Origin of the sequence: Mameliella sp. CS4, from assembly GCF_019392335.1 — a bacterium.
Taxonomy (GTDB): Bacteria; Pseudomonadota; Alphaproteobacteria; order Rhodobacterales; family Rhodobacteraceae; genus Antarctobacter.
Genome location: NZ_JAHXRQ010000042.1, coordinates 1 through 21,850, shown reverse-complemented (window position 1 = coordinate 21,850; position 21,850 = coordinate 1). Strand labels below are relative to the sequence as shown.

The following is a 21,850-nucleotide window of genomic DNA, read 5'->3' as shown; positions in this document are numbered from 1 at the left end:
CCAAGGCGCCCGCCAGACCCCAGCCGTTGGGGATTATTCCACCGGTTCACTGACCCATTTTGCTCCGGGATTGACAGGCAGGGGTAGAAAAACTGTCACCCATATGCGTGACCTGCCCGGAGGAGATGGCGCGCCTGAGCGCCTCAAGGCGTGGCACCGGGTCTTCACCTCGCCTTGGACGATGAGCCTGTCTCGGGGTGCAGGCGGGATGTCGACGTTGCAGTTCCCCCTGCCGCAGTTTCGTGATGATGTCTTCGGGCTTCTCTCGTTTGCTTGCCATCGCCGTAGTCCTCCGTGATACGGGACAATCCATCCCAAGGGGTGGACCACTTCAGCGAGACAAGACCACATGCCGGCCTTGCACGTATCTCAATTGAGATACACTATAGAAACCCAAGGAGGACATGCGATGCCCGTTCGAACCTCGATGCTTCACGTCCGCGTGGACGACCAGCTCAAGGCAGAGGCCGCCGATGTGCTGGCCAGCGTTGGCCTGACCCTCTCCGATGCCGTACGTATCCTGCTGACCCGCGTGGCAGCCGAAGGCGGTATGCCTGCCGGGCTGACCGCAGACCCGGAGGTCTACGATGCCTGGTTTCGCGCCAAGGTTCAGGAGGCACTGGCCGACCCGCGCCCGACCAAGCCGCATGACCAGGTGATGCACGAAGCGCGCGCCCTGATCGACGGCAAGCGCCGTGCCTGAACTCGACTGGAAGGTCGCGGCGGTCGCGGACCTGATGGCGATTGTCGATTACATCTCGGACGACAACCCGGATGCAGCCCTCGCGCTGATGGAGGAAATCCAGGGCAAGGTGGCGCTGCTCCCGGCGCACCCGGAGCGCTGCCGCCCAGGCAGGGTGGTCGGCACTCGGGAGCTGGTGGTCCGGCCCAACTACATCGTGATCTATACTGAAAGCCCTGGGATGGGACGGTGCTGCGTGTGCTTCATACCGCGCAGATGTGGCCCAGACGAAACCTGGCACTTGCAGACATCGCCCCGCAGCTCTTTACGTAAAGATCTTCTGGTCGAAATCGGGAACGACCGCCCCCTGCCCTCCCGATCGCGCTGCGCCCCTGCAGACAGCCCGTGTGATGCCCTCCTTGATGTCTTCCGTCCGCGACCCTACCCAAAGCACGAAGATGCCCCCTGTGGGCGCTAAATCCCGGCCCCTGCATCATTTAATCCAGAAGGCGGGCTGGCACCACGTTCGCCCGAATTGATCAGGCCCGATGATGGGAATGAAAACGGCTGCGGACTGCCTAAAAACATCCTGCCGCCCCACCGGCGGGATGAGTTCGATCACTCCATCCATGCGCAGGGCATCCGGCCGCCTACCTCCCCGAAGAGGATCAGCTTGTGATCTCGCGGACCCTCGAAACAGGACGAGAGCGCCCGCAGGGCGGTGCAGGGACCCGTCGCTGGATAGGCCCTCAAGTGCCCGAGGAGGAACACGAGGGGGGGGAGGCGTCAGGAGGGACACAGGCACCGCGGGCTCGGATCATCATCACAACGTGCCGCAAGTAACCCGGTCAAACCCTGTATCCACCCTTTCATCTTGCAGCGGCGGAAGCGGCAGCACCCCGAAGACACCAGGTCAGTCAGGCGAATGGCAAGTGCATCTGCGCTTGAGATCTGGGCAGGAAGACAGGAACAAGACAAGCGCCCCCTGCCCTTTTTCCGAGACCATCAAGGCCACCGGAAATATCCCATGTCCTGCCTGGTATGCGTCGCATAAGGACTGGAAGGGATAGGTCGCACCCGGCACAAGACCGACACGACCGGCCACCACACCTTGGACGGGGACATCGACCCCAACGGCGTCTACGGCGACCAGTCCAGCGGCCCACGCTTCGACTGCGGGTCAAAGGCCGGCTTCCTGCAGGCGCCCGTGGCCTTCGACCTGGCGCGTGACATTCTCAAGCACAATCTCGACGTCTATCTCGAGGAGCTCGGCTATCCCCCGTATGCCCAGACCGCCGGCCAGCTTCCGCTCCACCTCATCAGCCGCCTCGGCATGACGTGGAAGACGCCACGCGGCGGATCGCTGCCTTTGTTCATCGAATGCCGGGAATGACCAACCGGTTGCGGGATCGTAGGACGGGCGTCGTGAAAGCGGGGCACAAAAACAGATCCGGGCAAATGCGCATTCCGGGGCGCCCCGGAATGCGCCTGAGAGCCCGTAGGTGGCCCGTACAGAGCCCTGATCGATGCTTCGGGTAGCAAGAGAGGTAGTGGAAAGAGGATCCGGGCGCTCTACGGGCTTTATTTGCGGGCCTCCCGCTGCAGCCCTTTTGTTCAACGCTGTCGCCCCCGGCGGTAGTGCGGGCTGACCTCTCCGGCATGGCGCGCCCCGGATCGCCCGTGGTGTGATCATCGAAGGTGAGGACGAAGACGACCTCGGAAACTCTCCGGGAGCTAAAACTGCCTTCGGGCCCCATGATACCCGATCAGGATAACACGATGGGTTCAGCCCGTGGCTTACCGCGTCCGGGAGGGCACGGGGCCTCCATGTCAGTGTCCGGGCAAGTGGTGTAATTTCTGCGCCGTCGCGATTGATCCGAGGACAAGCAGCGGGGTCGAGAAACGCCTCCTATCACCCGGGTGTCAGCATGACTGACACCCTTGATTGAACAGGAGCAAAGATGACCAAAGCCCCCTACTCGCCCACCGCCAACCTCCTCCGGGATGCCATCGACGCAACTGACAAGACTCAGCGTGAACTCGCACGCGCTGCCGGGCTGCCCCACGCGAACGTCCTGTCGATGATGAAGACCGGGGAGTGCAAGGTCCCGATCAGCCGCATCCCCAAGCTCTCGGCGGCGCTCGGGATCGACACGAGCCGCTTTCTCGAAATCGCGATGCAGGAATATCATCCCGAGATCTGGATGACCCTCAAGGAAGAATACAGTCCCCTGCTGGACGAAGCCGAGCGGAAGCTGATCGACATCTACCAGACCGCGAGCTTTGCCGGTCGGATCCCGATGACCACGGCGCTGCTGGACGCGCTTCATGGCCTCTTCCTCGTCGCGGCCGTCAGCGATGCCTCTGTTGAGGAATAACCTCCATGTGCATATAGCGGTGTCGCCCCGGTGGCGGCACCCTGCCCCACGGCTGGCGGGTTGCAGAAAGTCCTAGGTGAGACACGAAGGGGATAGACAGCGCTCGGCAGTGTGCCGACCCGGGCGGTGGCCGATGCTTATAGAGGCCAGTGGCAGCCCTGCCTAGGCGAACAAACCCTCACACCAGCACCATCCCCGCGTCCACCTCTGCCCCCAGGAAGACCACCCGCAGGCCCGCGTCCTCGAAGACGGCATCGCCCTCCACCATCGTCACATGCGTCATGGCCTCCACCACGTCGGCATAGCCGAAGCCCGTGAGGTCGACCACGTCCCAGGGTTCGAGGTCGCTCACCGTCTTGGCCCCCTGCCCCGCCGGGTCAAAGACGAAGGTGTCCGCCCAGATCCCCCCTGGCTGTTTCGCGCGCGAAACATGGCGTCCCGATCACTGCCTCCCCGGGGCGAAATTGCGCGGGGCGCGCGGGAATTCAACCGCATTTGACCCATCCGCCCTGTCGACGACCGGCCCGGGCTGGTACCGTCGCCAGAACAGGCAGGACAGGCAGACCGCAAAGGATCAGGGCATGGCACTGACCGCCGTCAATCAGAATTCGACCCTCCTGGCGCATCTGGCCTCGGTCGAGGTCAAGGACTCCGGCGTGCATATCGGCGGCGGGATCTACCTGTCCGACAACCACGACCCCCACCCCGGCGGCACCTACACGGCGGTGCCGCGACAAGGCCTCGTCCCCCCGGGCGAGGCCCATGCGACCACGGAGATCGACTTTACCCTGCCCGCGGGCGGCGCCCCCTGGGAGGCCTACCGCGACCCCAACCCCGGCGGCACCGATTTCATCAAGGTCGGTTTCGACGCCAGCCTGCATGTCGGCGCGCGCCTCTCCGACGGGAGCTTCTACGCCGGTCCGGCGGTGCCGCTGCTGATCGCGGCGGACCCCGATGACCTCTCGGGCACCGTGACCGTCACCGGCTATCCCGACGACCCCTCCTATGACGGGGCGCTTTACGAAACATCCGGCGCGCTCCTGGGCTACGCCACCCAGACCGTCAATGGCGACACCGGCGGCTATTTCACCGTCGACACCCCCGATGTGGTCGGCGGCATGAGCGGCGGCGGCAATTTCCTCGACTACGACGCCGATGGCGACGGCACCCCCGAGACCTACCTGATCGGCCTGACCTCGCGCGGGGTCCGGGTGACGACCCCGGGGCCCTCTTTCGGCGACATCCGCCTGCAATCGACCGCCCTGATGACCTTCTACGACGCGCTGGCCGCCCACCTGCTGGCGCTGAGCGGCCCCGAGGCCCGCGACGCGGAGGATTTCCCGCGCATGGTCCTGCTCTCGGGCCAGGCCCCCGGGTCCGCCTTCACCACCGTCCAGGGGGAATTCTTTCACGAGGATCTCTACGGCGGCCCGGGGGATGACAGCCTCATGGGCGCGGGCGGCAACGACCTGCTGCTGGGCCGGGACGGGGACGACACCCTGCAGGGCGGGACCGGCAACGACACGCTCGACGGCGGCGAGGGCAGCGACAGCCTGATCGGCGGGGTCGGCGACGACCGACTGATCGGCGGCCCCGGCGCGGAAACCCTGGACGGCTCTCCGGGGGGCCGCGACACGATCTCTTATGCGCAGGCCACAAGCGGAATGATCCTCCGGCTTGCGAACAACACGGTGTCAGGCGATCCGCTGGCCCAGGGCGATACCATCCTCAACTTCGAGAATGCCGAAACCGGCGAGGGCGACGACCAGGTCTTTGGCAATTTCATGGACAATACGCTGGTCGGCAACGGCGGCGCCGACACGATCTTCGGGTATGGCGGGGCGGATCTCCTGCTGGGCGGTGCGGGGCACGACCGGCTCATTGGCGACCAGGGCGACGACAGCCTATTGGGCGGTGCCGGGGATGACTGGCTGCTCGGGAGCGGCGGCAACGACACGCTTTACGGTGGCGAGGGCAGCGACAGCCTGATCGGCGGGGTCGGCGACGACGTGCTGATCGGCGGCCCCGGCGCGGAAACCCTGGACGGCTCTCCGGCCGACAGCGACACGATCGATTATGCGCAGGCCACAAGCGGAATGATCCTCCGGCTCTGGAACAACACGGTGTCAGGCGATCCGCTGGCCCAGGGCGATAGGATCCTCAACTTCGAGAATGCCGAAACCGGCGAGGGCGACGACCTGATCGCCGGCAATCACCGGGACAACAGGCTGACCGGCAACGGCGGCAACGACAGGCTCTTTGGCTACGGCGGGGCGGATGTCCTGCAAGGCGGTGCCGGGAGCGACCTGCTGCGGGGCGGCGCGGGGGCGGACCTCCTGTCGGGCGGCGCAGACCGGGATTTCCTGACCGGCGGGGCGGATGCGGATGTCTTCCTCTTTGCCTCGGCCGCGGAGGCGGGGCTTGGCGCCGCGCGCGACCAGATCATGGATTTCCAGCCCGGGCTGGACCTGGTCGATGTCTCGGCCCTGGCCGGTTTCGGGTTCCGGGGCACGGCGGGGTTCACCGCCAGTGGCCCCGCCGAGCTGCGGCTGATGGAAACGCCCACCGGGTCGACCATCGTGCAGATGGACCTGGACGGCGACGGGATCCCGGACGCCGAAATCCGGCTGGCGGATGTCACCGGCCTGGGGGCGGCGGATTTCATGCTCTGACCGCGCCCGGGGGCCGTTTCGCGCGCGAAACAGCCCCGCTCAGGCCAGCTCGATCATGCCGGCATCGATCCCGGCCAGATCGGTGTCCAGAAAGACCAGGGTTTCGCCCGCCGCCTCCAGCACCACGTCGTCGCCGACCTGGCGCATGGCCGCATGCAACCCGGCGGCATCCATGCCGAACCCCTCAAAGACCAGAACGTCCCAGGCTTCCAGGTCGGTCACGGTGACGGCGCCCGCCTCGCCATCGGCGGCAAAGACAAAACGGTCGGCATAAAGCCCGCCCGAGAGCACGTCGGCACCGCCATCGGCGCGCAGCACGTCGTCCTCCCCCTGCCCCGCCATCCAGGCCGCCAGCGCCGGCTCCGTCGTGGCCACGAATTCCGGCGAGGCGAGAAAGAACATCACCAGCTTGACCCGGCTCATGCCGTCTTCCAGCCGCGTCACCCAGCCCTCCAGCCCGTCCGGATCGGGCGCGCGTTTCAGCACGTTTTCATAAAGCAGGGTGACAAAGGCGGTATCGTCGGTGGCAGCGCCATAGGTCTCGGTGAACTCGGGCGCGCCCATGAAGCCGCTCACCACCTGGTCGAAGCTGCGCGCGCCCTGCGCCAGCGCGCCGGTCCAGCTCTCAAAGCCGACCGGGTCCGGATCGCGGTCGAAGATCGCCTGGTACAGCCGGAACACATCGTCGGCCCAGGTGGTGATATCGCGCGCATCGTCATAGCCCGCCTGAGCCGTCCCCGTGGCGGCCACATGCTCGGGGCTTTCGGCAAACAGCAGCACCACCCGCGCCCGGGTCATGCCGCCCTCCAGCGCCTCCAGCCAGGAGGCCAGGCCGCTGGCGTCGGGGGCGCGGTGCAGCACGTTGGCATAAAGCAGGGTCAGGAAAGCCTCGTCCGTTGTCTCACCATAGGTCTCGGCGAATTCCGGCGCCGCGATGAAGGCCCCGGCCACCGCATCCAGCCCCATCTGCCCCAGGGTGATCCGCTGCACCCAGCCCTGGTGCCCGCCGGCATCCGGCTGGCGCCCGAAGACCGCCAGGTAGAGCCGGTAGACCTGGGCCGAGATCGCGGTGTGGTAGAGCCCCGCGCCCCCGCCCTGGATCACGTCGCCCCCCGGCCCGCCAGAGAGATCGTCCGCCCCCCCTGCCCCGGTCACCAGGTCGCGCCCGCGCCCCGCGCGCAGCACGTTGGCCCCTGCCCCGCCGGTCAGCACGTCGTCGCCATCGCCAGAAACCGCGTTTTCGATCCCGCCGGTGATCCCGGCCCAGGACCTGCCCGCCACCGACAGCGTCGCGGTCCCGTCCAGGCTGATCGTCACCGGATCGGCCAGGGCGGCGGCATTGATCCAGTCGCTGCCGCCATTGCCGTCATGGGCCTGCGCCCGGTCCGGATCGGCGGAGAGCAGCGCCGGGAAATCCGCGGTGAAGGTCCAGATGTCATCGGCGCTTTCGGGAGCCCCGAGGAAGTCCAGCTCGATCCCCTCCAGCGTGCCGTCGCCTCCCAGGGCCCCGTCGCTGACCCGCACCGTCCAGGTGCCCGCGCTGGACATGCCACGCAGGGCGGCGACGCCGAAGGTCCAGTCACCCGAAAGCGCGGTGCTGCCGCCATCGCCATCGGCCAGCACCACCTCGCTGCCATCGGGCGCCACCAGCACCAGCGTGAGGTCCGAGGCATAGGAATGGGTGATCTCGACGGTGACATAGACATGTTCGATCACGATGCCCTCGTCGACCGTGATGCTCAGCCGGGCATCGGCGAAATCGCGGATCGGGCGCGACTGCCCCTGCGAGAAGCTGGCGCTGACCAGGTTGGCATCGCTGGCCGCCCCGCCCTGCATGTCCAGCCAGTGTTCGGCCATGCGCACGGCGGCAAAGGCATCGACCAGGCCGAACCCGTAGCTGGGGCTGAAGCTGAGACCGCCGCCGTTCCAGGTGCCGCCATAGGCGCGCCATTCCCCCACCTCCCAGCCCTCGGCCGGCCCGCCATAGGCGGATCCGGTCTGTGCCGCGCTCTGCGCCAGGATCTCCTGCACGTCGCGGTAGCCCAGCCCCGGCTCGGTCTCCAGCATCAGCGCCACCACGCCCGAGACCACCGGCGTCGCCGCCGAGGTGCCGCCAAAATCGCTGATCCAGGCGCCCGGCGCATACCCCGCCTCGCCGGTGACATCGGTGGTCTGGCTGGCGGCCGGCCCCGAGATCAGCAGGTTGGCGCCATAGTTGGAATAGTTCATCACCGCGCCGTCGCGGTCCACCGCGCCCACCACGATCACGTCGTGCTGCACGTTGGCCCCCTCGCCCTGGGCATTGCCCAGGATGCCGTACCCGGCCAGCGCCGGGTCGTTGGCGTCGTTGCCCGCCGCCTTGACAAAGATCGTGCCCAGCCCGCCGCGCCCCTCGGCCACGGCGCGGGCCATGCCGCGCGCATCCTGCCAGGCATAGCTGCCGGGATCGCCCAGGTCCCAGTCGTCCGAGAACTCGGGCGTGACGCCATAGCTCTGGTTGACCACGTCGAAGAAACGCCCCCAGGCCAGGGCATCCTCGATCACCGCGTCGCTCTGGTCCTGGATGTCGTTCAGGTAGTCCACGGCGGTCAGCCGCGCGCCCCAGGCCACGCCGACCACGCCGATCCCGTTCAGCGCCGCGCCCACCAGCCCCGCCACCGAGGTGCCGTGGCCCGAGGCCTCGGGGTTGTGGGTGCCGTCATCGTGGCTCAGCCCGGCATAATGCAGGCTGGCATCGTAATTGGCGGCCAGGTCCACATGGGTCTGGTCCATGCCGTCGTCGTAGATGCCGACATGGACGCCGGCGCCGCTGACCTCCTGCCAGACCGTCTCGATGTCGCCGATGAGATTGAAATGCCACTGCTGCGCGTAGCGCGGATCGGTGATGATGGTGACCATGTGCCCTGAAAACCACTTGAAAAACCCGAAAACAGCCCCGCGCCGAGGGCCGGTCAGGCCACGGTCGAAACCCTCTTGGAGGAGTGCCGGAAAACCGCCCCTCCGGTCAACGGGACCCAGGGGCGCAGCCCCGCTTTGCGCCCCGCCCCGCCGCCCGCTAGAAGGACGCGCACCAGCAGCGAGTCCCGTGATGCCCCCCACCCCGCCACATGATCCGCCCCCGGATCTGCCGCCTGTCACCATCCTGCTCGCCAGCTACCAGGGCGCGGCCCACCTGGCCGCGCAGCTGGACAGCATCGCGGCGCAGGATCACACCGGCTGGGCGCTCTGGGTCTCGGACGACGGCTCCACCGATGGCACGCGCGAAATCGTCGAGACCTTCCGCCGCGAAACACCGGGCCACGAGATCCGCCTGGTCGAGGGACCGGGCCGGGGCGCGGCGGCGAATTTCCTGGCGCTGATGTGCCACCCCGAGCTGCCCCGCACCCATGTGGCGATCGCCGACCAGGACGATCTCTGGTATCCGCACAAACTGTCCCACGCGCTGATGGCCCTGTCCCGGCACAGGGGCCCGGCGGTCTACAGCGCCCAGAGCCGCCATGTCGACGGGGCGGGCCGGGGGCTGGGCCTCAGCCGGGTGCATTCCGGCACGCCCTCCTTCGGCAACGCGCTGGTGCAGAACCGGGTGGCGGGCCATTGCGCAGTGCTGACCCCCGAGGCGCTGGACCTGGTGCGCGCGGCGGGCGTGGTCGACGTGCCCTTTCACGACTGGTGGCTCTACCTGCTGATCTCGGGCGCGGGCGGCACCGTCACGGTCTCTCCGGAAGTGGTGCTGGATTATCGCCAGCACGGGGACAACGTGCTGGGCGCCCACCGCGGGCTGCTGGCGGGGCTGTCCCGGGCCGCGATGGTGCTGGGGCCGACCTATGCCCGCTGGCAGGCCAGCAACCATGCCGCGCTCACCCGCGCCCGCCCGCTGCTGACGCCGGAGGCGGGCAGGCTGCTCGACGCGCTCGACGCCGCCCCGCCCCGGGGGATCGGGCGCGCCCGGCTGCACGCCCGGCTGGGCCTGACCCGGGACCGCCCCGGCGCCACCACCTTCCTGCGGCTGGCCGCGCTGCTGGGACGGGTGTAGGGGGCGCTGCCTTTGGCGACGGGGGCGCCCTCTGTTTCGCGCGCGAAACAGGCGCGATCCGCGGCTCAGATCGCGGCGGCGCGCAGCATGTTGTCCTCGTGATGCGCGATGGCCTCTTCGAGGTCCTCGTAGTAATAGGCCTGCCCCTCGTCCAGCACGAGGCCGGCATCGCAGAGCAGCCGGATCTGCGGCATGGCGTGGCTGCAGACCACCGCGCCGGCCTTGCGCAGCCGCGCCTTGAACAGCCGGTCCGAGCGTTCGCGGAAGGCCGAGTCGCCCACCGCCGTGATCTCGTCCACCAGGTAGGTGTCGAAGGCGATGCCCATCGAGACGCCGAAGGCCAGCCGCGAGCGCATGCCCGCGGAATAGCTGCGCAGCGGCAGGCGGAAATGCATGCCCAGCCCGGCGAATTCCTCGACGAACTGCGCCAGCTCGTCGGTGTCGACGCCGTAGATGCGCGCGATGAAGCGGCAGTTCTGCTGCCCGGTCAGATCCGGGTGGAAGGACCCGGCAAAGCCCACCGGCCAGGACACCAGCCCGGTGGTCTCGATATGGCCCTCGGTGGGGTCCGACGCCCCCGAGATCATCCGCAAGAGCGTCGATTTCCCGGCCCCGTTGCGCCCCAGCAGCCCCACCGACCGCCCCGAGGGGATGACCATGTTCATGTTCTCGACAACCGTCTTTTCACGGCCCTCGGTGATATAGCGCTTGGAGACGTTGTCGAAGCGGATCATGTCGGGCGTTTCCCGCTCAGCTGAAAAGGACGCGCGCGTGGTGCCCGCGCGGCAGGGGTTGCGGCTGCACACCCCGTTCGCGGACACCGCGCGCGCCTTTCTGCGGGGAACGCCCCTTGCCGCATGGCGTCACCGCCGGTCCTTGAGCGCATAGACCACCAGCACCAGCGTCGACCAGACCAGGAGGATGAAAAGCGCCGAAAGCCCCAAGAGCACCACCCGTTCCGGGTAGCGCGAACTTTCCGCCAGCGTCGGCTTGACGTAGGCCGCCAGGTAGCGGCTCTGCCGGCGCGCCTCGGCCTGGGCGGCGTCATAGGTGGCCAGCGCCGTGGTATAGCTTTTCTCGGCGAACTCGCGGTCCACCACCAGGCGTTCGTATTCGCCGAAGAGATTGGCATAGACATCCGCCCCGCCCTCGGCGCCGCCGGCAAGGCCCAGCTTGCGGCGCTCGGCATCGATGCGGTCGCGGATCACCTCGATGCGGCGCTGCGCCTGGGTCACGCGCGGGTCGTCGTCGCGGGTCGATGTGGCCAAGAGGTCGAATTCGATCAGCGCCTCGGCCAGCTGCGCCTCCAGCGTGCCCAAGAGCCCGGCCTGGGTCTGCAGGTCGACCGAGGGGTCGACCAGCTGGTTCTGGTTGCGGAATTTCGTGACCGCCTCGCGCGCGGTCTTGAGCCGGTCCAGCGCCTCGTTCAGATCCTCGCGCGCGTAGCGGATCGCATCCTCGCGGGCGATGGCCGAGAGCGCGTTGATCATCTCCGAGGAATGTTCGAACAGCGTCTGCGCCAGCAGCTGCGCATCCTCGGCGGTAAAGGCCAGGGCACGCACCTCGATCAACCCGGCGCCGTCGTCGTAGTAGATCTTGACCATGCGGTTCCAGTGCTCGACCAGGTCCTCGATCGTGCCGTCGTTGTCGAAGGCGAAGACCGGGTCGCCGGAGGGTTTCGACCAGATCCCGCGCAGGTCGATCTGGGCGTCGATGTCCTCGACCAGCTTCTGGCTCTGCAGGAATTCATAGAGGATGTCGGTGTCCGAGGACGACGACCCCGAGATGCCGGGGATGCCCAGGAGCCCCTCGAGCGGCGAGCCCGCCTCCTCGGTGCGGACCGAAAAGGCCACGGTAGAGGCATATTGATCGGCGGCCTTGAGCCAGAGATAGCCCGCCACCACCAGCACCGGCAGAAACACGCCCAGCACCAGGCTGAGCAGCACCGACCAGTGCCGGCGGCGCAGCCGGGCGCCCGAGGCCATGCGCGGGGCACCCGATCCCGGACGGGGTGCCGGGCCCACCGGGGTGCGGCCGGGTCCCGGATTGGGGCCGGGGTTCGGGCCTTTATTCGGGCCTGGATTGGGTCCGGCGGGCTTTCCTGCGGGCTTTCCGGGGGCCGAGACCTGCGGCCCGGCCGGCGCGGCACCGGAGGGCGGACGCAGCGAGGCGACCTTGTCACCGCCGCCGGCGGCGGCGGGGGTGGGGCCCTTGGGGGGGCGGGGCGGTGGTGTCTGGGTCACGGAAAGGTGCGGCTTTTCAAGTGGCTCCTGCTGTGTCCTTGCTACATAATGTGCGCGGCGGATGCCAGCCCGGATGCCGCGCCCGCGCGCCGGACCGCCCATGCCGCCGCCGACGGAGCAGAACCGCCCACCCAGACCCGAGCAGAGACCCCGTGACCGATACCTCCCAGCCCCAGCTTCCCGGCCCGCAGCGCCCGCGCATCAGCAAGGGCATCCCGCGCTTTGCCAGCCTGCGCACGATCACCGCGCTGATCCTGCGCGAAATGGCCACCTCTTACGGGCGCTCGCCGGGCGGCTATGTCTGGGCGATCCTGGAACCGGCTGCCGGCATCGCGCTGCTCACGGCGATCTTCTCGATCGGGTTCCGCTCGCCGCCGCTGGGGGTCAGTTTCGCGATGTTCTACGCCACCGGCATGCTGCCCTTTACCCTGTTCACCGACATCACCGGCAAGCTGGGGCAGTCGATGAACTATTCCAAGCAGCTGCTGGCCTACCCGAGGGTGACCTTCCTCGACACGATCCTGGCCCGCTTCGGTCTGAACCTGATGACCCAGATCCTGGTCAGCTACCTGGTGATCGGCTCGATCCTGCTGGCCTTCGACACGCGGGTGATCATGGACGGGCCGGTGATCGCGCGCGCCTATGGGCTGGCGGGGCTGCTGTCGCTGGGGGTGGGGACCTTCAACTGTTTCATGATGCTGCGCTTTCCGATCTACCAGCGGTTCTGGTCGATCCTGATGCGGCCGCTGTTCCTGCTCTCCTGCGTGTTCTTCCTCTTCGACACCATCCCGGAACCCTACAGCAACTACCTGTGGTACAACCCGCTGGTGCACCTGGTGGGGATGATGCGGCACGGGTTCTATCCCAATTACGACGCGCCCTATTTGTCGGAACTCTACGTCGCCGGGTTCGGGCTGGTGGCGCTGGTGCTGGGGCTGATGCTGCTCCGGCGCGACCACAAGACCGCGCTGGAAAGGTGATCCGCCCGCAGACCGGGGATGTTTCGCGCGCGAAACACCCCGGACCGGCGAAACACCCGGGGGGATTGGCCCCTTGGGCGATCTGTGGTTGATGAGGGTTCAGCCTTCAGGGGGACCCTCGTGCTGCATCGCGTCCGGCGGCTCTTCGATATCTACGCCGCCTATCACCTGCCCCAGGATGCGCCCTGCCCGCGCTGCGCACGCCTGCGGCTGCTGCCCGGCTTTGTCGCGGCGGGCACCCGCGCCCTGCCCGATGCGATCCGCTGGGCGCGGCATCGCGACCCGGCGGCGCGGGCGCGGGTCAAGCAGCTGCTCGACCTCTCCGGCCCGGCGCCGGTGGAACTGGACGGCACGCTGTTTCGCGCGCGAAACGCGGCCCCCCCGCCCGAGGGCGCCGGTGTCACCCTGGTCATGCCGGTCTACAACGCGCTGACCCTGACTCGCGCGGCGCTGGAGCGGGTGGCCGCGCATACCGAAATCCCCTGGCGGATCGTGATCGTCGACGATGCCTCGCCCGATCCGGATGTCCTGCCCGCCCTGCGCGACTGGGCCGACCGCCACGCGGGCGCCGAGCTGATCGCCCTGCCCGAGAACCTCGGGTTCGTCGGCGCCGTCACGACGGGCATGCGGGCGGCGCGGGCCTGGCCCGATGACCCGGTGGTGCTGCTCAATACCGATGCCTTCCTGCCCGCGGGCTGGGCGCCGCGCCTGTTGCGCCCGATCTGGGAGGATCCGCGCGTGGGGTCGGTCACGCCCTTGTCGAACGACGCCGAGCTGGGCTCTGTCCCCGAACCGGGCCACGCGCGCGAGATCGAGGCAGGGGTCGCCGACGCGGTGGACCGTTTTGCCGCCACGCTGAACGGCGCCGCGCAGCAGGCCGCCCCCGCCGGCGTGGGCTTTTGCATGGCGCTCTCGCCCTCAGCCCTGGCGGAGGACCCGGAGTTCGACGCGGCCTTCGCCCCCGGCTACGGCGAAGAGGTGGACTGGTGCCAGAAGACCGCCCGCAAGGGGTTCACCCATCTCTACGTGCCGGATCTTTTTGTCGCGCATATGGGCGGGCAGAGCTTCGGCTCCGAGGCCAAGCGCGCGCTCATCGCCCGCAACAGCGCGCTGATCACCCGCCGCTATCCCCGTTTCGACGCCGAGGTGCACGGGTTCCTGCGCCGCGATCCGCTGGTCACCGCGCGCCTCGCGCTGGGGCTGGCCGAGGTCGAGGTGACCCGGCGCAGCCCGCTGCCCGTCTACCTGGCGCACAGCATGGGCGGCGGTGCCGAGGTCGACCTGGAGCGCCGCATTGCCGCCGACCTGGAGCGCGTGGGCGCCGCCTTTGTGATCCGGGTGGGGGGCGTGTTCCGCTTTACGCTGGAACTGCACAGCCCGCGCCCCGACGGCAGCACGGGCGTGACCTCGGGCGGCACCGCCAGCGCGCCGATGATCGCGCAGCTGCTGGCGCCGGTCACGGCCCGGCAGATCACCTATGCCTGCGGCGTCGGCGATCCGGACCCGGTCACCCTGCCCGACCTGCTGCTTTCGCTGCGAAACTCCGGCGATACGCTCGAGGTGCTGGTGCATGATTATTTCCCGCTCTCGCCCACGCCCTCCTTGCTGGAGGCGGGCGAGACCTGGAAAGGCCTGCCCGACCCGCAGACCGCCAGTGCCCGCCACGCCACCCGCCGCCCCGATGGCGCCACCGTGCCGCTGTCGCGCTGGCGCGCCGATTGGGGGCGGCTGGTCTATGCCGCCGACCGCGTCACCTGTTTCTCGCAGGCCTCGGCGCGGCTGATGGCGCAGGCCTATGCCGGCGCCCGGATCGAGGTGCACCCGCACGCGCTGCATGCCCATGTGCCCGCGATCCCGCGCCCGGACGGCCCGCCGGTGATCGGCGTGCTGGGCAGCCTCGCCCCGCACAAGGGGGCGGGCGTGGTGCAACGGCTCAGCCGGGCGCTGAGCCCGCGCGATCCGGGCCTGGTGCTGCTGGGAGAGATCGACCCGGCCTACCGGCTGCACCGCCCGGGCCGCCATCACGGGCGCTACACGGTCGAGGATCTGCCGGCGCTGGTCAAACGCTATGGCATCACCTGCTGGTTCATACCCTCGGTCTGGCCGGAAACCTTTTCCTTTACCACCCACGAGGCGCTGGCCAGCGGGTTGCCGGTCATGGTCTTCGACCTGGGCGCGCAGGGGGACGCGGTGCGCGCCGCGATGGACCGGGGGGCGCCCGGCGCGCTGTTGCCGCTTTCGGCGACGCAGGACATGGGCGCGATCCTGGAGGCGGCGAACCGGTTGAGCGGGGCAGGGGCATGAGCGAGACACCGGCATGAGCGAGACACCGGCAATCGTGCTGCATGTCGGGGCCCCGAGATGCGGGGCGCATGCCCTACAGCGCGCGCTGTCCACCACCCCGGAGCTGACCACGGGGGACGGCACCCGCCTGTCCTATGCCGCCCTGCGCCCCGGCAGCCAGACGGTGCTTTCGGGCAAGGCGCTGCGCCGGGCGGCGGCGCGCGAGGTCTCGGGGCGGCTGGCCTGGTCCGGCCCCGAGGCGCCAGAGCCGGACCCGCTCGACCGGCTGCGGCGCAAGCGGGGCGGCACGGTGCCGCTGGTCTCGGAGCCGGGCTGGATCGGCCATGCCGAGAGTTTCGCCGAGGCGCTGCCGGACTGGTTCAGCGCCGGGGCCGGGGCGCCGATCGGCATCTGCGCGCTGGTGCGCCCGCCGCTGGACTGGCTGAACGCGGCCTACTGGGACTGGGGGATCTGGAGCGGGCGCGGCTTTGGCAGCTGGCTGGCGCAGATGGGCATGCCCTATACGCTGGGCGCCGCCCTGGCCCGCTGGGCCGCGCTGCCCAACACCCGGCTGGCCCTGGCCCTGGCCGAGGATGACCCGCTGCCGGCGGCAGAGGCGCTGCTGGGCGCCGATCTGCCCCGGCCCGCGCAGGGCAGCCCCGGCGCGCTGCCCCCCGCCTTCCTGGGCTTCCTGATGCGCAACCGCCGCTACCGCGCCGATGCAGAGGACCACACCGCCGAGGAGGTGTTTCGCCGCTGGTGTCATGTCGCGGGCGCCCCGCGCCCCTGGGCGGTACTGCCGCGCCACCTGACGCCGCTGCGCGCCGCCACCCGCGCCGACCTGGACCTGCTCTTGCCGCTGCTGCCCGCGGCGGACCGCGCCGATCCCCGTTGGCAACTGGCCGAGGATGCCTATCACGCCGAGCTGATCCGCGGGCGCAGCCCGCTCGACGATCCCGAGGAACTGGCCGCGCTCTATCGTGCGCTGGTCCGGGGCGTGGGGGCGGCGGCCGAGGCCGCGGGCAAACCGGTGCCGCCGCTGCAGCCGGTGCTGGCCACCCGCGCCTCGGCCCACAGCTGGGACGTGGCACTGGCGCGGGCGCTGGAACATCTCATCGCGCTGGACGCGGGGCTGCGCCGGCGGCGGCTGTCGCTGGGCCTGTAAGAGATGTTTCGCGCGCGAAACAGGCGGCCTTAGCGGCGCCGTTTCGCGATCCAGGCCTCCAGGTCCTTCAGGAAACGGTCATCCAGATCCGCCCCGATCAGCGCCAGTTCGCGCGCCGAGCGCCGCACCACCGTCACCGGGGCAGGGGAGGGGGCTGGCGCGGGTTTTTCCGGGGCCAGGGCACGGCGCAGGACCGCGGCCTCCGCCTCGGGCGTGGCCGGTGTCTCGCGGCGCAGCAGCGCGGTCAGTTGACGGGCCAGGCCCGGGCTCTCCTCCAGCGCCTGCGCCAGCGCCAGCCCCTGCCGTTCGCCAAGCGCGCGGGGAAAACCCAGCTCTCCATCCAGCGCCCGCACGATCCCGGTAAAGCTCTTGATCTTGGACCGTTTCGCGCGCGAGGCCGTGGCGAAAAGCCCGCGCAGCGCCTCGGCCTCATCGGGATAGGCCCCGGCCTCGACCGCGCGGGTGACGATGCGGGCGCGCTCGTAATGGCTCAGGCCGACGCGGATCTCGTTTTCCTCGATCATCGCGACATAGGCCTCGGCGCTTTCCGAGGGCCGCCGCAAGAGCGCCAGCACCTTGCCAAAGCGCGCCTCGCCGGTCTCGGCCTGCAGCCGTTCCAGCGCCAGGCAGCGCCGCCAGCCCGAGATCAGCCCGTAACGCGGCCCGTCCCGGTTGGGATAGAGATCGACCAGGTCCACCGGCGTCTGCTGGCCCCGGGCGCGCAGGCTTTCGACCAGGGCGGTCATCTCTTCCTCGTCCACCGTTGGGATGCGGTCGCGCGTGAGATGGTCGCGCCGGATCTCGGACAGGGACACCGCGATCACCATGCGCCCCTCGGCGCGGTCCTGGTCCCGCTGCCGGGCCAGTTCCTCGGCCGCGGCGGTGGCGCTGGCCTCGCGGGCGACATCGGCGATGGGCGCGCGGGACGGGGCGCTGACGGCGGATTTGGTTTCCGGCGCCGGTTCCAGGAACATCGGGTTGGCGGGGGTCAGGCGTTTGCGCTTGGCCATGTCATGTCCTCCTTGGGTCGTCCCCAAGTCTGCGGTCCGGGGTTAAGACAGTCTGAGCGGGGCGCGCGGTGGTCAGCGGGGCAGGGGGGCGCTGCCCCCCGCGCCTGTGGCGCTCCCCCCGGAGTATTTTCGGGCCCAAAGAAACATGGGCGCGGCTTTTTCGCTTCTTTGGGCATTCAAATACTCCGGGGGAGTCGACCGCAGGGAGACGGGGGCAGCGCCCCCTGCCACGGCCCCTGTTTCGCGCGCGAAACATCATTCGGCAGCCTGCATCGCGGCGCGTTCGTCCCGCCGCCAGGCACCGATCACCAGGCTTTTGACCGCCGCCCAGGTGGCGTCGAAGGTCTCGCGCCCGCGGACATAGGTCTCGCGGTTGAAATCGCGGTAATCGGCCTCGTAGATGCCCTGCACCTGTTCGCCGGCCTGGCCGATCAGCGCCGTATAGCCCTGCCGGTGGGGCGAGAGCGTGGTGCCGAGGTAGCTTTGCATCAGCGCCGCCAGTTCCGCCTGCTGGGCCCCGTCGTAGCGGGTGACCACCGCGCGCACCGCGTCCCATTCAAAGGCCAGCCCCTCGCGCCCCAAAGCCCGGGCCGCGATATTCTCGGCCTCTTCGATCGAGCCGAAGGTGGAATGCAGCATGTCGAAGAACCGACCCGTCGAGTCGAACTCCAGGAACGAGGCCCCCAGCGGCACCAGCAGGATGTCGGCGGCCGCCAGCCCGTTGATCGTGAGATACCCCAGCGCCGGGGGCGTATCGAGGAAGACCAGGTCGTACTCCTCGAGCACGCCGTCCGCCTCGAGGCTTTCCGTCAGCGCGTCCCAGAGCCGCCAGCCGCGCGCCGCCATGCGCCAGACCGGGATCTGGAACTCGGCCCAGTAGAGGTTCAGCTGCGCGCCGATCAGGTCGATATTGGGCCAGTGGGTGTGCTGGATCAGCCCCTGCGCGCGGGCCTCCAGCGCCTCTGACAGCGTGTCGTCCAGCGGCTGCGGCGCCTCGCCCCGGGCGGCGCGGGCCTGGTTGTCGGCCTGCAGGTGGCGGGCGTAGTGGCGCGCGAGCAGCGGGAAGACCGTCTGCCATTCATCCTCGACCTTGCCGCCGAAGATCGAGGTCATGGACCCCTGGCTGTCGAGATCGATCACCAGCACCTTGTAGCCATCCAGCGCGGCGGACATCGCCAGATGGGCGGCGGTCGAGGTCTTGCCGACCCCGCCCTTGAAGTTCGCCACCGCCAGCATCTTGGCCGGCAGGCCCTCGGGGCGGTAGGGGCGATAATCCTTGGCCTTGGATCCCTTGGCGCCGAAATGCGCGCGCAGTTTCAGCACCTCGTCGAGGGTGAACCACTTGGCGCCGCCCGCGGTTTCCGAGCGGCCCTGCGGCAGGTCCGGGTTTTCCTTGAGCACGCGGCGGAAATGGCCGGTGGCGACGGGGATCAGGTAGCGGGTGATTTCCCAGGTCGAGAACAGCCGCAGGCTGCGATTGCCATTCTCTTCGAGGCCCCGGCTTTCCAGGTCCTGCCGCCCGGCAGCGCAGGCGCTGGCGATGCGGGCGAAATCTTCGGTGCCCGCCGGGGCGTCGAGCTGCGTGGCGGCAAGCTCGGGGTCGATGCCGACATAGGGAGGAAGCGCGCTCATGGGGTTTGTCCTGTTCTGGATCCCTGTTCTGGATCCCGGGGGCGGGAGGCTCGATACGGCGCGATGTGCGCTCTTTTTCTCAGGATACGTCAAAACCGCGCACATGGGAAGGAAATGCGCACATGGGCGGGGATTTTGTAGGGCAGGGGGGGAGATGTGGCAAATCTGGCCCAAACCGATGTGTTAATTCAAGGTTAGAGAATCCGTTAAGGCGGGAATTTTCCCTGCAACCCCCCGGAATCCCGGGCTTTGCCGGAGGGGGGCGACTCTGAACCCACGTTTGGGCGACTCTGATCCCCCGAGGTGGTGACTCTGCTCCCCCGAAAGCGGCGCGGGGGTCCCGGGGTTTTTCGGCGGGGTGCTGGACGGGTCTTGTGGATAACTTTAGGTTGGGTGTCACTGAACCCCCGAAAGCGATTCCGGACCAAACCGGGACGTCAGAGGCCCGGGGGGCGGCGAGGGCAAGATGAGCAGCACGACCGGGGGGCTTTTGCCCGACCGCCATCCGACCGGGGATTTCTTTGTCTGCGACATCTTCGATGCCGCGCCCAAGGATGACATGGCCTCGATGGAACATCCGATCTTTTCGCTGTCGACGCGGCCGGACACGCGGGTGCTGTCTTATGACCACAACGGGATGCAGGTGCAGGTCACGCCCTCGGTCAAGGGGCGGGCGACGATCCATGACAAGGACATCCTGATCTATTGCATCTCCCAGCTGATGGCGGCGGTGAATGCCGGCCGCGAGGTGTCGCGGCAGCTGACGCTGCGCGCGCATGACCTGCTGGTGGCGACCAACCGCGACACCAGCGGAGATGCCTATGCGCGGCTGAAGGAGGCCTTTGAACGGCTGGCGGGCACGCGGATCACGACCAATATCGCCACCGGGGGCGAGGAGACGACGCGCGGCTTTGGCCTGATCGAGGCCTGGGAGATCGTGCGCAAGACCCGCGGCGGGCGCATGGTCTCGGTCCGGGTGGTGCTGTCGGACTGGCTTTATCGGGCGGTGCTGTCGAAATCCGTGCTGACGCTGTCGCGCGATTACTTTCGGCTGCGCAAACCGCTGGAGCGGCGGATCTACGAGCTGGCGCGCAAGCATTGCGGGCGGCAGAAGTCCTGGCGGGTGAGCGTGGCCGTCCTGCACAAGAAGGCGGGGAGTGCTGCGCCGGTGCGGGTGTTCCGGGCGGCGCTGCGCAAGATGGTGGGGGAGGATCACCTGCCGGATTACGCGCTGGAAGAGGTCGAGGGCGACATGATCGTGGTCACGCGCCGCGACGTGGTGGTCGAGGAGGCGCCGGGGATGGGCCTGCCGCCCTTGTTGCCGGAAACGCTGGAGGCGGCGCGGGTGCTGCGCCCCGGCGCGGATGTCTACGCGCTGGAGGCGGAGTGGCGCGCCTGGTGGGCGCGCTCGGGCCGGGCGCCGGTCCGCAATCCCGACAAGGCGTTTTTGGGGTTCGTCGCCGGTTCAGGCAAAGCCTGACAAACTCTCCAGTGGAGAGTTTGAGGCGACGAAGGGCGGAGCCCCGGACGGGCCGGTTCAGGCAAAGCCTGACAAACGCGCCAGTGGAGAGTTTGAGGCGACGAAGGGCGGAGCCCCGGGCCGGTTCAGGCAAATTGTTGCTGTGAAAGCCAAAAAATGAATGCGAGGACAACGCCGATTGCGATCCACGCCAATACGACGGATGTCGAACTGGCCACCCCGAGAGCTGCATCTTTTTTTCGGGCTGATCTGAAAAAGAACGCTGTGAAGAAGTAGAGGGATGCAATCACGCCGAGCGGGTGGAGCAGGACGACCCATGCGCCTTCAGAGATCACCGCGAGCGGGTCGCTGTAGTAAAAAGATACGAACGGCGTGAACAACAAGGAACAACTGCCGGTGAGCAGGCAGGTAAGGAGCATGAGTACCGATTGGAGTCTCATTCCTCTGGGTTCTCCATCATCTCTTGCTGCCAGGAGAGGCTTTCTTCCTGCCGTTGGATACCTTCTTGTGCCCCTCGGCGCCATGCGCAAGCATTGACTCGGAGTCGGGCGACAAACGGGCGGAGCCCCGGTGGTGTGGGTTTTGCCCCGGGTCTATGGCGGGTCTGAAGCGTTGATGTTTCGGGCGGTTGGCGGGGCGGTCTAAACCCCCCGTTTGTGTCACAACCTTCGTCGACTTGCCCAGCCTTTGGGTGTTTTGCCCGAGAGGGTGGAGATCAGCCCAATGTGACGTTTGCCGCGCGGTTGCTCAAAGCCAGGTGCGGGTTGGAAAGACGCCCTTGAAACCAGATCGGCAGGCAAGAGATCGGGGGCTCGACTGATCCTATGCAGGGGCAAGAGACACGGTGCTGACAGAGGTCTCGATCTTTCGAATGGGTCTCATCCCAATCTGTTTTGGCGGATTGGGAAGCCGGGCATGGGTGCCGCTGAATTCGGTTATCAGGAGTGTTTCAGCCCATGCGCCGTTCGCTCGAACCAATTGATGCTGATCGAGAAGGAGGTGGTAATACCACGCAATCCGGCAGGATGGCCGCTCGGTGACGCCGGGCAGTCGCAGGAGCTTTTTGGCGGCGACGATACGGGTGGGATCGTCCTGCGGCAAAGCAATTCTGTGTTGAGGTGAGACAAGCAATTCATGGATCGGGGTCTGCGGCCCGAGCGCGTTTGGCCGGATCCGAATTGGTTTCATTTTGTGAGGGCCCGTCTTGAACTTGTAGGGAGTGTCCTGAAGTCTGTGTATCTGTCCCGGTCCATGCGGTTTCAGATACTCAAGCGTCGAAGCGCTCGCCGAAC

The 21,850-nt window shown here is 68.3% G+C and carries 18 protein-coding genes; 10 read left to right on the top strand and 8 right to left on the bottom strand.

Going from position 1 to position 21,850, the window contains the following annotated elements:
• Positions 1–409: 409 nt before the first annotated feature.
• From relB to KZZ07_RS25580, 4 genes are all read left to right on the top strand, one after another.
• On the top strand, positions 410–703 hold the full coding sequence (gene relB / locus KZZ07_RS25595; RefSeq protein WP_219519452.1) for a type II toxin-antitoxin system RelB family antitoxin: 294 nt from the start codon (positions 410–412) through the stop codon (positions 701–703).
• Between the two features lie 34 nt (positions 704–737).
• The gene (locus KZZ07_RS25590) at positions 738–1,160 is read left to right on the top strand and encodes a type II toxin-antitoxin system RelE/ParE family toxin (RefSeq protein ID WP_255564600.1); all 423 of its coding nucleotides are present in this window, start codon (positions 738–740) and stop codon (positions 1,158–1,160) included.
• Positions 1,161–1,793: 633 nt separating this feature from the next.
• Positions 1,794–2,075: a hypothetical protein gene (locus KZZ07_RS28175; RefSeq protein ID WP_370631259.1), complete on the top strand. Its 282-nt coding sequence runs from the start codon at positions 1,794–1,796 to the stop codon at positions 2,073–2,075.
• Positions 2,076–2,643: 568 nt separating this feature from the next.
• On the top strand, positions 2,644–3,060 hold the full coding sequence (locus tag KZZ07_RS25580) for a helix-turn-helix domain-containing protein (RefSeq protein ID WP_219519449.1): 417 nt from the start codon (positions 2,644–2,646) through the stop codon (positions 3,058–3,060).
• A gap of 178 nt (positions 3,061–3,238) precedes the next feature.
• Here the strand turns inward: KZZ07_RS25580 and KZZ07_RS25575 are convergent, their stop codons facing one another.
• On the bottom strand, positions 3,239–3,412 hold the full coding sequence (locus KZZ07_RS25575) for a hypothetical protein (RefSeq protein ID WP_219519447.1): 174 nt from the start codon (positions 3,410–3,412) through the stop codon (positions 3,239–3,241).
• 229 nt (positions 3,413–3,641) lie between these two features.
• On the opposite strand from KZZ07_RS25575, the gene KZZ07_RS28020 reads away from it, so the two are divergent.
• Positions 3,642–5,732 carry a calcium-binding protein gene (locus tag KZZ07_RS28020; RefSeq protein WP_219519444.1) on the top strand — a complete coding sequence of 697 codons (2,091 nt, stop codon included), beginning with the start codon at positions 3,642–3,644 and terminating at the stop codon, positions 5,730–5,732.
• A 39-nt stretch (positions 5,733–5,771) separates the two neighbouring features.
• Here the strand turns inward: KZZ07_RS28020 and KZZ07_RS25565 are convergent, their stop codons facing one another.
• The gene (locus tag KZZ07_RS25565; protein WP_219519442.1) at positions 5,772–8,630 is read right to left on the bottom strand and encodes a DUF4214 domain-containing protein; all 2,859 of its coding nucleotides are present in this window, start codon (positions 8,628–8,630) and stop codon (positions 5,772–5,774) included.
• A 190-nt stretch (positions 8,631–8,820) separates the two neighbouring features.
• Here KZZ07_RS25565 and KZZ07_RS25560 point away from each other — a divergent pair, with 190 nt between their 5' ends.
• Positions 8,821–9,765, top strand: a complete 945-nt coding sequence (locus tag KZZ07_RS25560; protein WP_219519439.1) for a glycosyltransferase — start codon at positions 8,821–8,823, stop codon at positions 9,763–9,765.
• A 65-nt stretch (positions 9,766–9,830) separates the two neighbouring features.
• On the opposite strand, the gene KZZ07_RS25555 is transcribed toward KZZ07_RS25560, so the two are convergent.
• Entirely contained in the window at positions 9,831–10,499 is a 669-nt protein-coding gene (locus tag KZZ07_RS25555) for an ABC transporter ATP-binding protein (protein ID WP_219519436.1), read from the bottom strand.
• A 129-nt stretch (positions 10,500–10,628) separates the two neighbouring features.
• Entirely contained in the window at positions 10,629–11,750 is a 1,122-nt protein-coding gene (locus tag KZZ07_RS25550) for a KpsE/RkpR family capsule polysaccharide export protein (protein WP_255564595.1), read from the bottom strand.
• 410 nt (positions 11,751–12,160) lie between these two features.
• Here KZZ07_RS25550 and KZZ07_RS25545 point away from each other — a divergent pair, with 410 nt between their 5' ends.
• From KZZ07_RS25545 to KZZ07_RS25535, 3 genes are all read left to right on the top strand, one after another.
• Complete coding sequence (locus KZZ07_RS25545) at positions 12,161–12,988, top strand: ABC transporter permease (protein ID WP_219519433.1); 828 nt, start codon at positions 12,161–12,163, stop codon at positions 12,986–12,988.
• 120 nt (positions 12,989–13,108) lie between these two features.
• Complete coding sequence (locus tag KZZ07_RS25540; protein WP_219519429.1) at positions 13,109–15,292, top strand: glycosyltransferase; 2,184 nt, start codon at positions 13,109–13,111, stop codon at positions 15,290–15,292.
• Positions 15,293–15,305: 13 nt separating this feature from the next.
• Entirely contained in the window at positions 15,306–16,436 is a 1,131-nt protein-coding gene (locus KZZ07_RS25535; protein WP_219519427.1) for a hypothetical protein, read from the top strand.
• Between the two features lie 29 nt (positions 16,437–16,465).
• Here the strand turns inward: KZZ07_RS25535 and KZZ07_RS25530 are convergent, their stop codons facing one another.
• Together KZZ07_RS25530 and KZZ07_RS25525 are read right to left on the bottom strand one after the other, a co-directional pair.
• Positions 16,466–17,446 carry a ParB/RepB/Spo0J family partition protein gene (locus tag KZZ07_RS25530; protein ID WP_219519424.1) on the bottom strand — a complete coding sequence of 327 codons (981 nt, stop codon included), beginning with the start codon at positions 17,444–17,446 and terminating at the stop codon, positions 16,466–16,468.
• Between the two features lie 255 nt (positions 17,447–17,701).
• Positions 17,702–19,078 carry an AAA family ATPase gene (locus KZZ07_RS25525; protein ID WP_219519420.1) on the bottom strand — a complete coding sequence of 459 codons (1,377 nt, stop codon included), beginning with the start codon at positions 19,076–19,078 and terminating at the stop codon, positions 17,702–17,704.
• Positions 19,079–19,544: 466 nt separating this feature from the next.
• Here KZZ07_RS25525 and KZZ07_RS25520 point away from each other — a divergent pair, with 466 nt between their 5' ends.
• On the top strand, positions 19,545–20,558 hold the full coding sequence (locus KZZ07_RS25520; protein ID WP_219519417.1) for a replication initiator protein A: 1,014 nt from the start codon (positions 19,545–19,547) through the stop codon (positions 20,556–20,558).
• 125 nt (positions 20,559–20,683) lie between these two features.
• Here KZZ07_RS25520 and KZZ07_RS25515 read toward each other — a convergent pair whose 3' ends face one another.
• Positions 20,684–20,998: a hypothetical protein gene (locus KZZ07_RS25515; protein ID WP_219519414.1), complete on the bottom strand. Its 315-nt coding sequence runs from the start codon at positions 20,996–20,998 to the stop codon at positions 20,684–20,686.
• Positions 20,999–21,380: 382 nt separating this feature from the next.
• A partial coding sequence (locus KZZ07_RS25510; protein WP_219519410.1) for a Hint domain-containing protein occupies positions 21,381–21,850 on the bottom strand: 470 nt, incomplete at its 5' end.

Excerpts from the sequence above, each read along its gene's own strand:
- relB (WP_219519452.1), top strand. The coding sequence starts at position 410 with ATGCCCGTTCGAACCTCGATGCTTCACGTCCGCGTGGACGACCAGCTC.
- KZZ07_RS25590 (WP_255564600.1), top strand. The coding sequence starts at position 738 with ATGGCGATTGTCGATTACATCTCGGACGACAACCCGGATGCAGCCCTC.
- KZZ07_RS25580 (WP_219519449.1), top strand. The coding sequence starts at position 2,644 with ATGACCAAAGCCCCCTACTCGCCCACCGCCAACCTCCTCCGGGATGCC.
- KZZ07_RS28020 (WP_219519444.1), top strand. The coding sequence starts at position 3,642 with ATGGCACTGACCGCCGTCAATCAGAATTCGACCCTCCTGGCGCATCTG.
- KZZ07_RS25565 (WP_219519442.1), bottom strand. The coding sequence starts at position 8,630 with ATGGTCACCATCATCACCGATCCGCGCTACGCGCAGCAGTGGCATTTC.
- KZZ07_RS25560 (WP_219519439.1), top strand. The coding sequence starts at position 8,821 with ATGCCCCCCACCCCGCCACATGATCCGCCCCCGGATCTGCCGCCTGTC.
- KZZ07_RS25555 (WP_219519436.1), bottom strand. The coding sequence starts at position 10,499 with ATGATCCGCTTCGACAACGTCTCCAAGCGCTATATCACCGAGGGCCGT.
- KZZ07_RS25550 (WP_255564595.1), bottom strand. The coding sequence starts at position 11,750 with ATGGCCTCGGGCGCCCGGCTGCGCCGCCGGCACTGGTCGGTGCTGCTC.
- KZZ07_RS25535 (WP_219519427.1), top strand. The coding sequence starts at position 15,306 with ATGAGCGAGACACCGGCAATCGTGCTGCATGTCGGGGCCCCGAGATGC.
- KZZ07_RS25530 (WP_219519424.1), bottom strand. The coding sequence starts at position 17,446 with ATGGCCAAGCGCAAACGCCTGACCCCCGCCAACCCGATGTTCCTGGAA.
- KZZ07_RS25525 (WP_219519420.1), bottom strand. The coding sequence starts at position 19,078 with ATGAGCGCGCTTCCTCCCTATGTCGGCATCGACCCCGAGCTTGCCGCC.
- KZZ07_RS25520 (WP_219519417.1), top strand. The coding sequence starts at position 19,545 with ATGAGCAGCACGACCGGGGGGCTTTTGCCCGACCGCCATCCGACCGGG.
- KZZ07_RS25515 (WP_219519414.1), bottom strand. The coding sequence starts at position 20,998 with ATGAGACTCCAATCGGTACTCATGCTCCTTACCTGCCTGCTCACCGGC.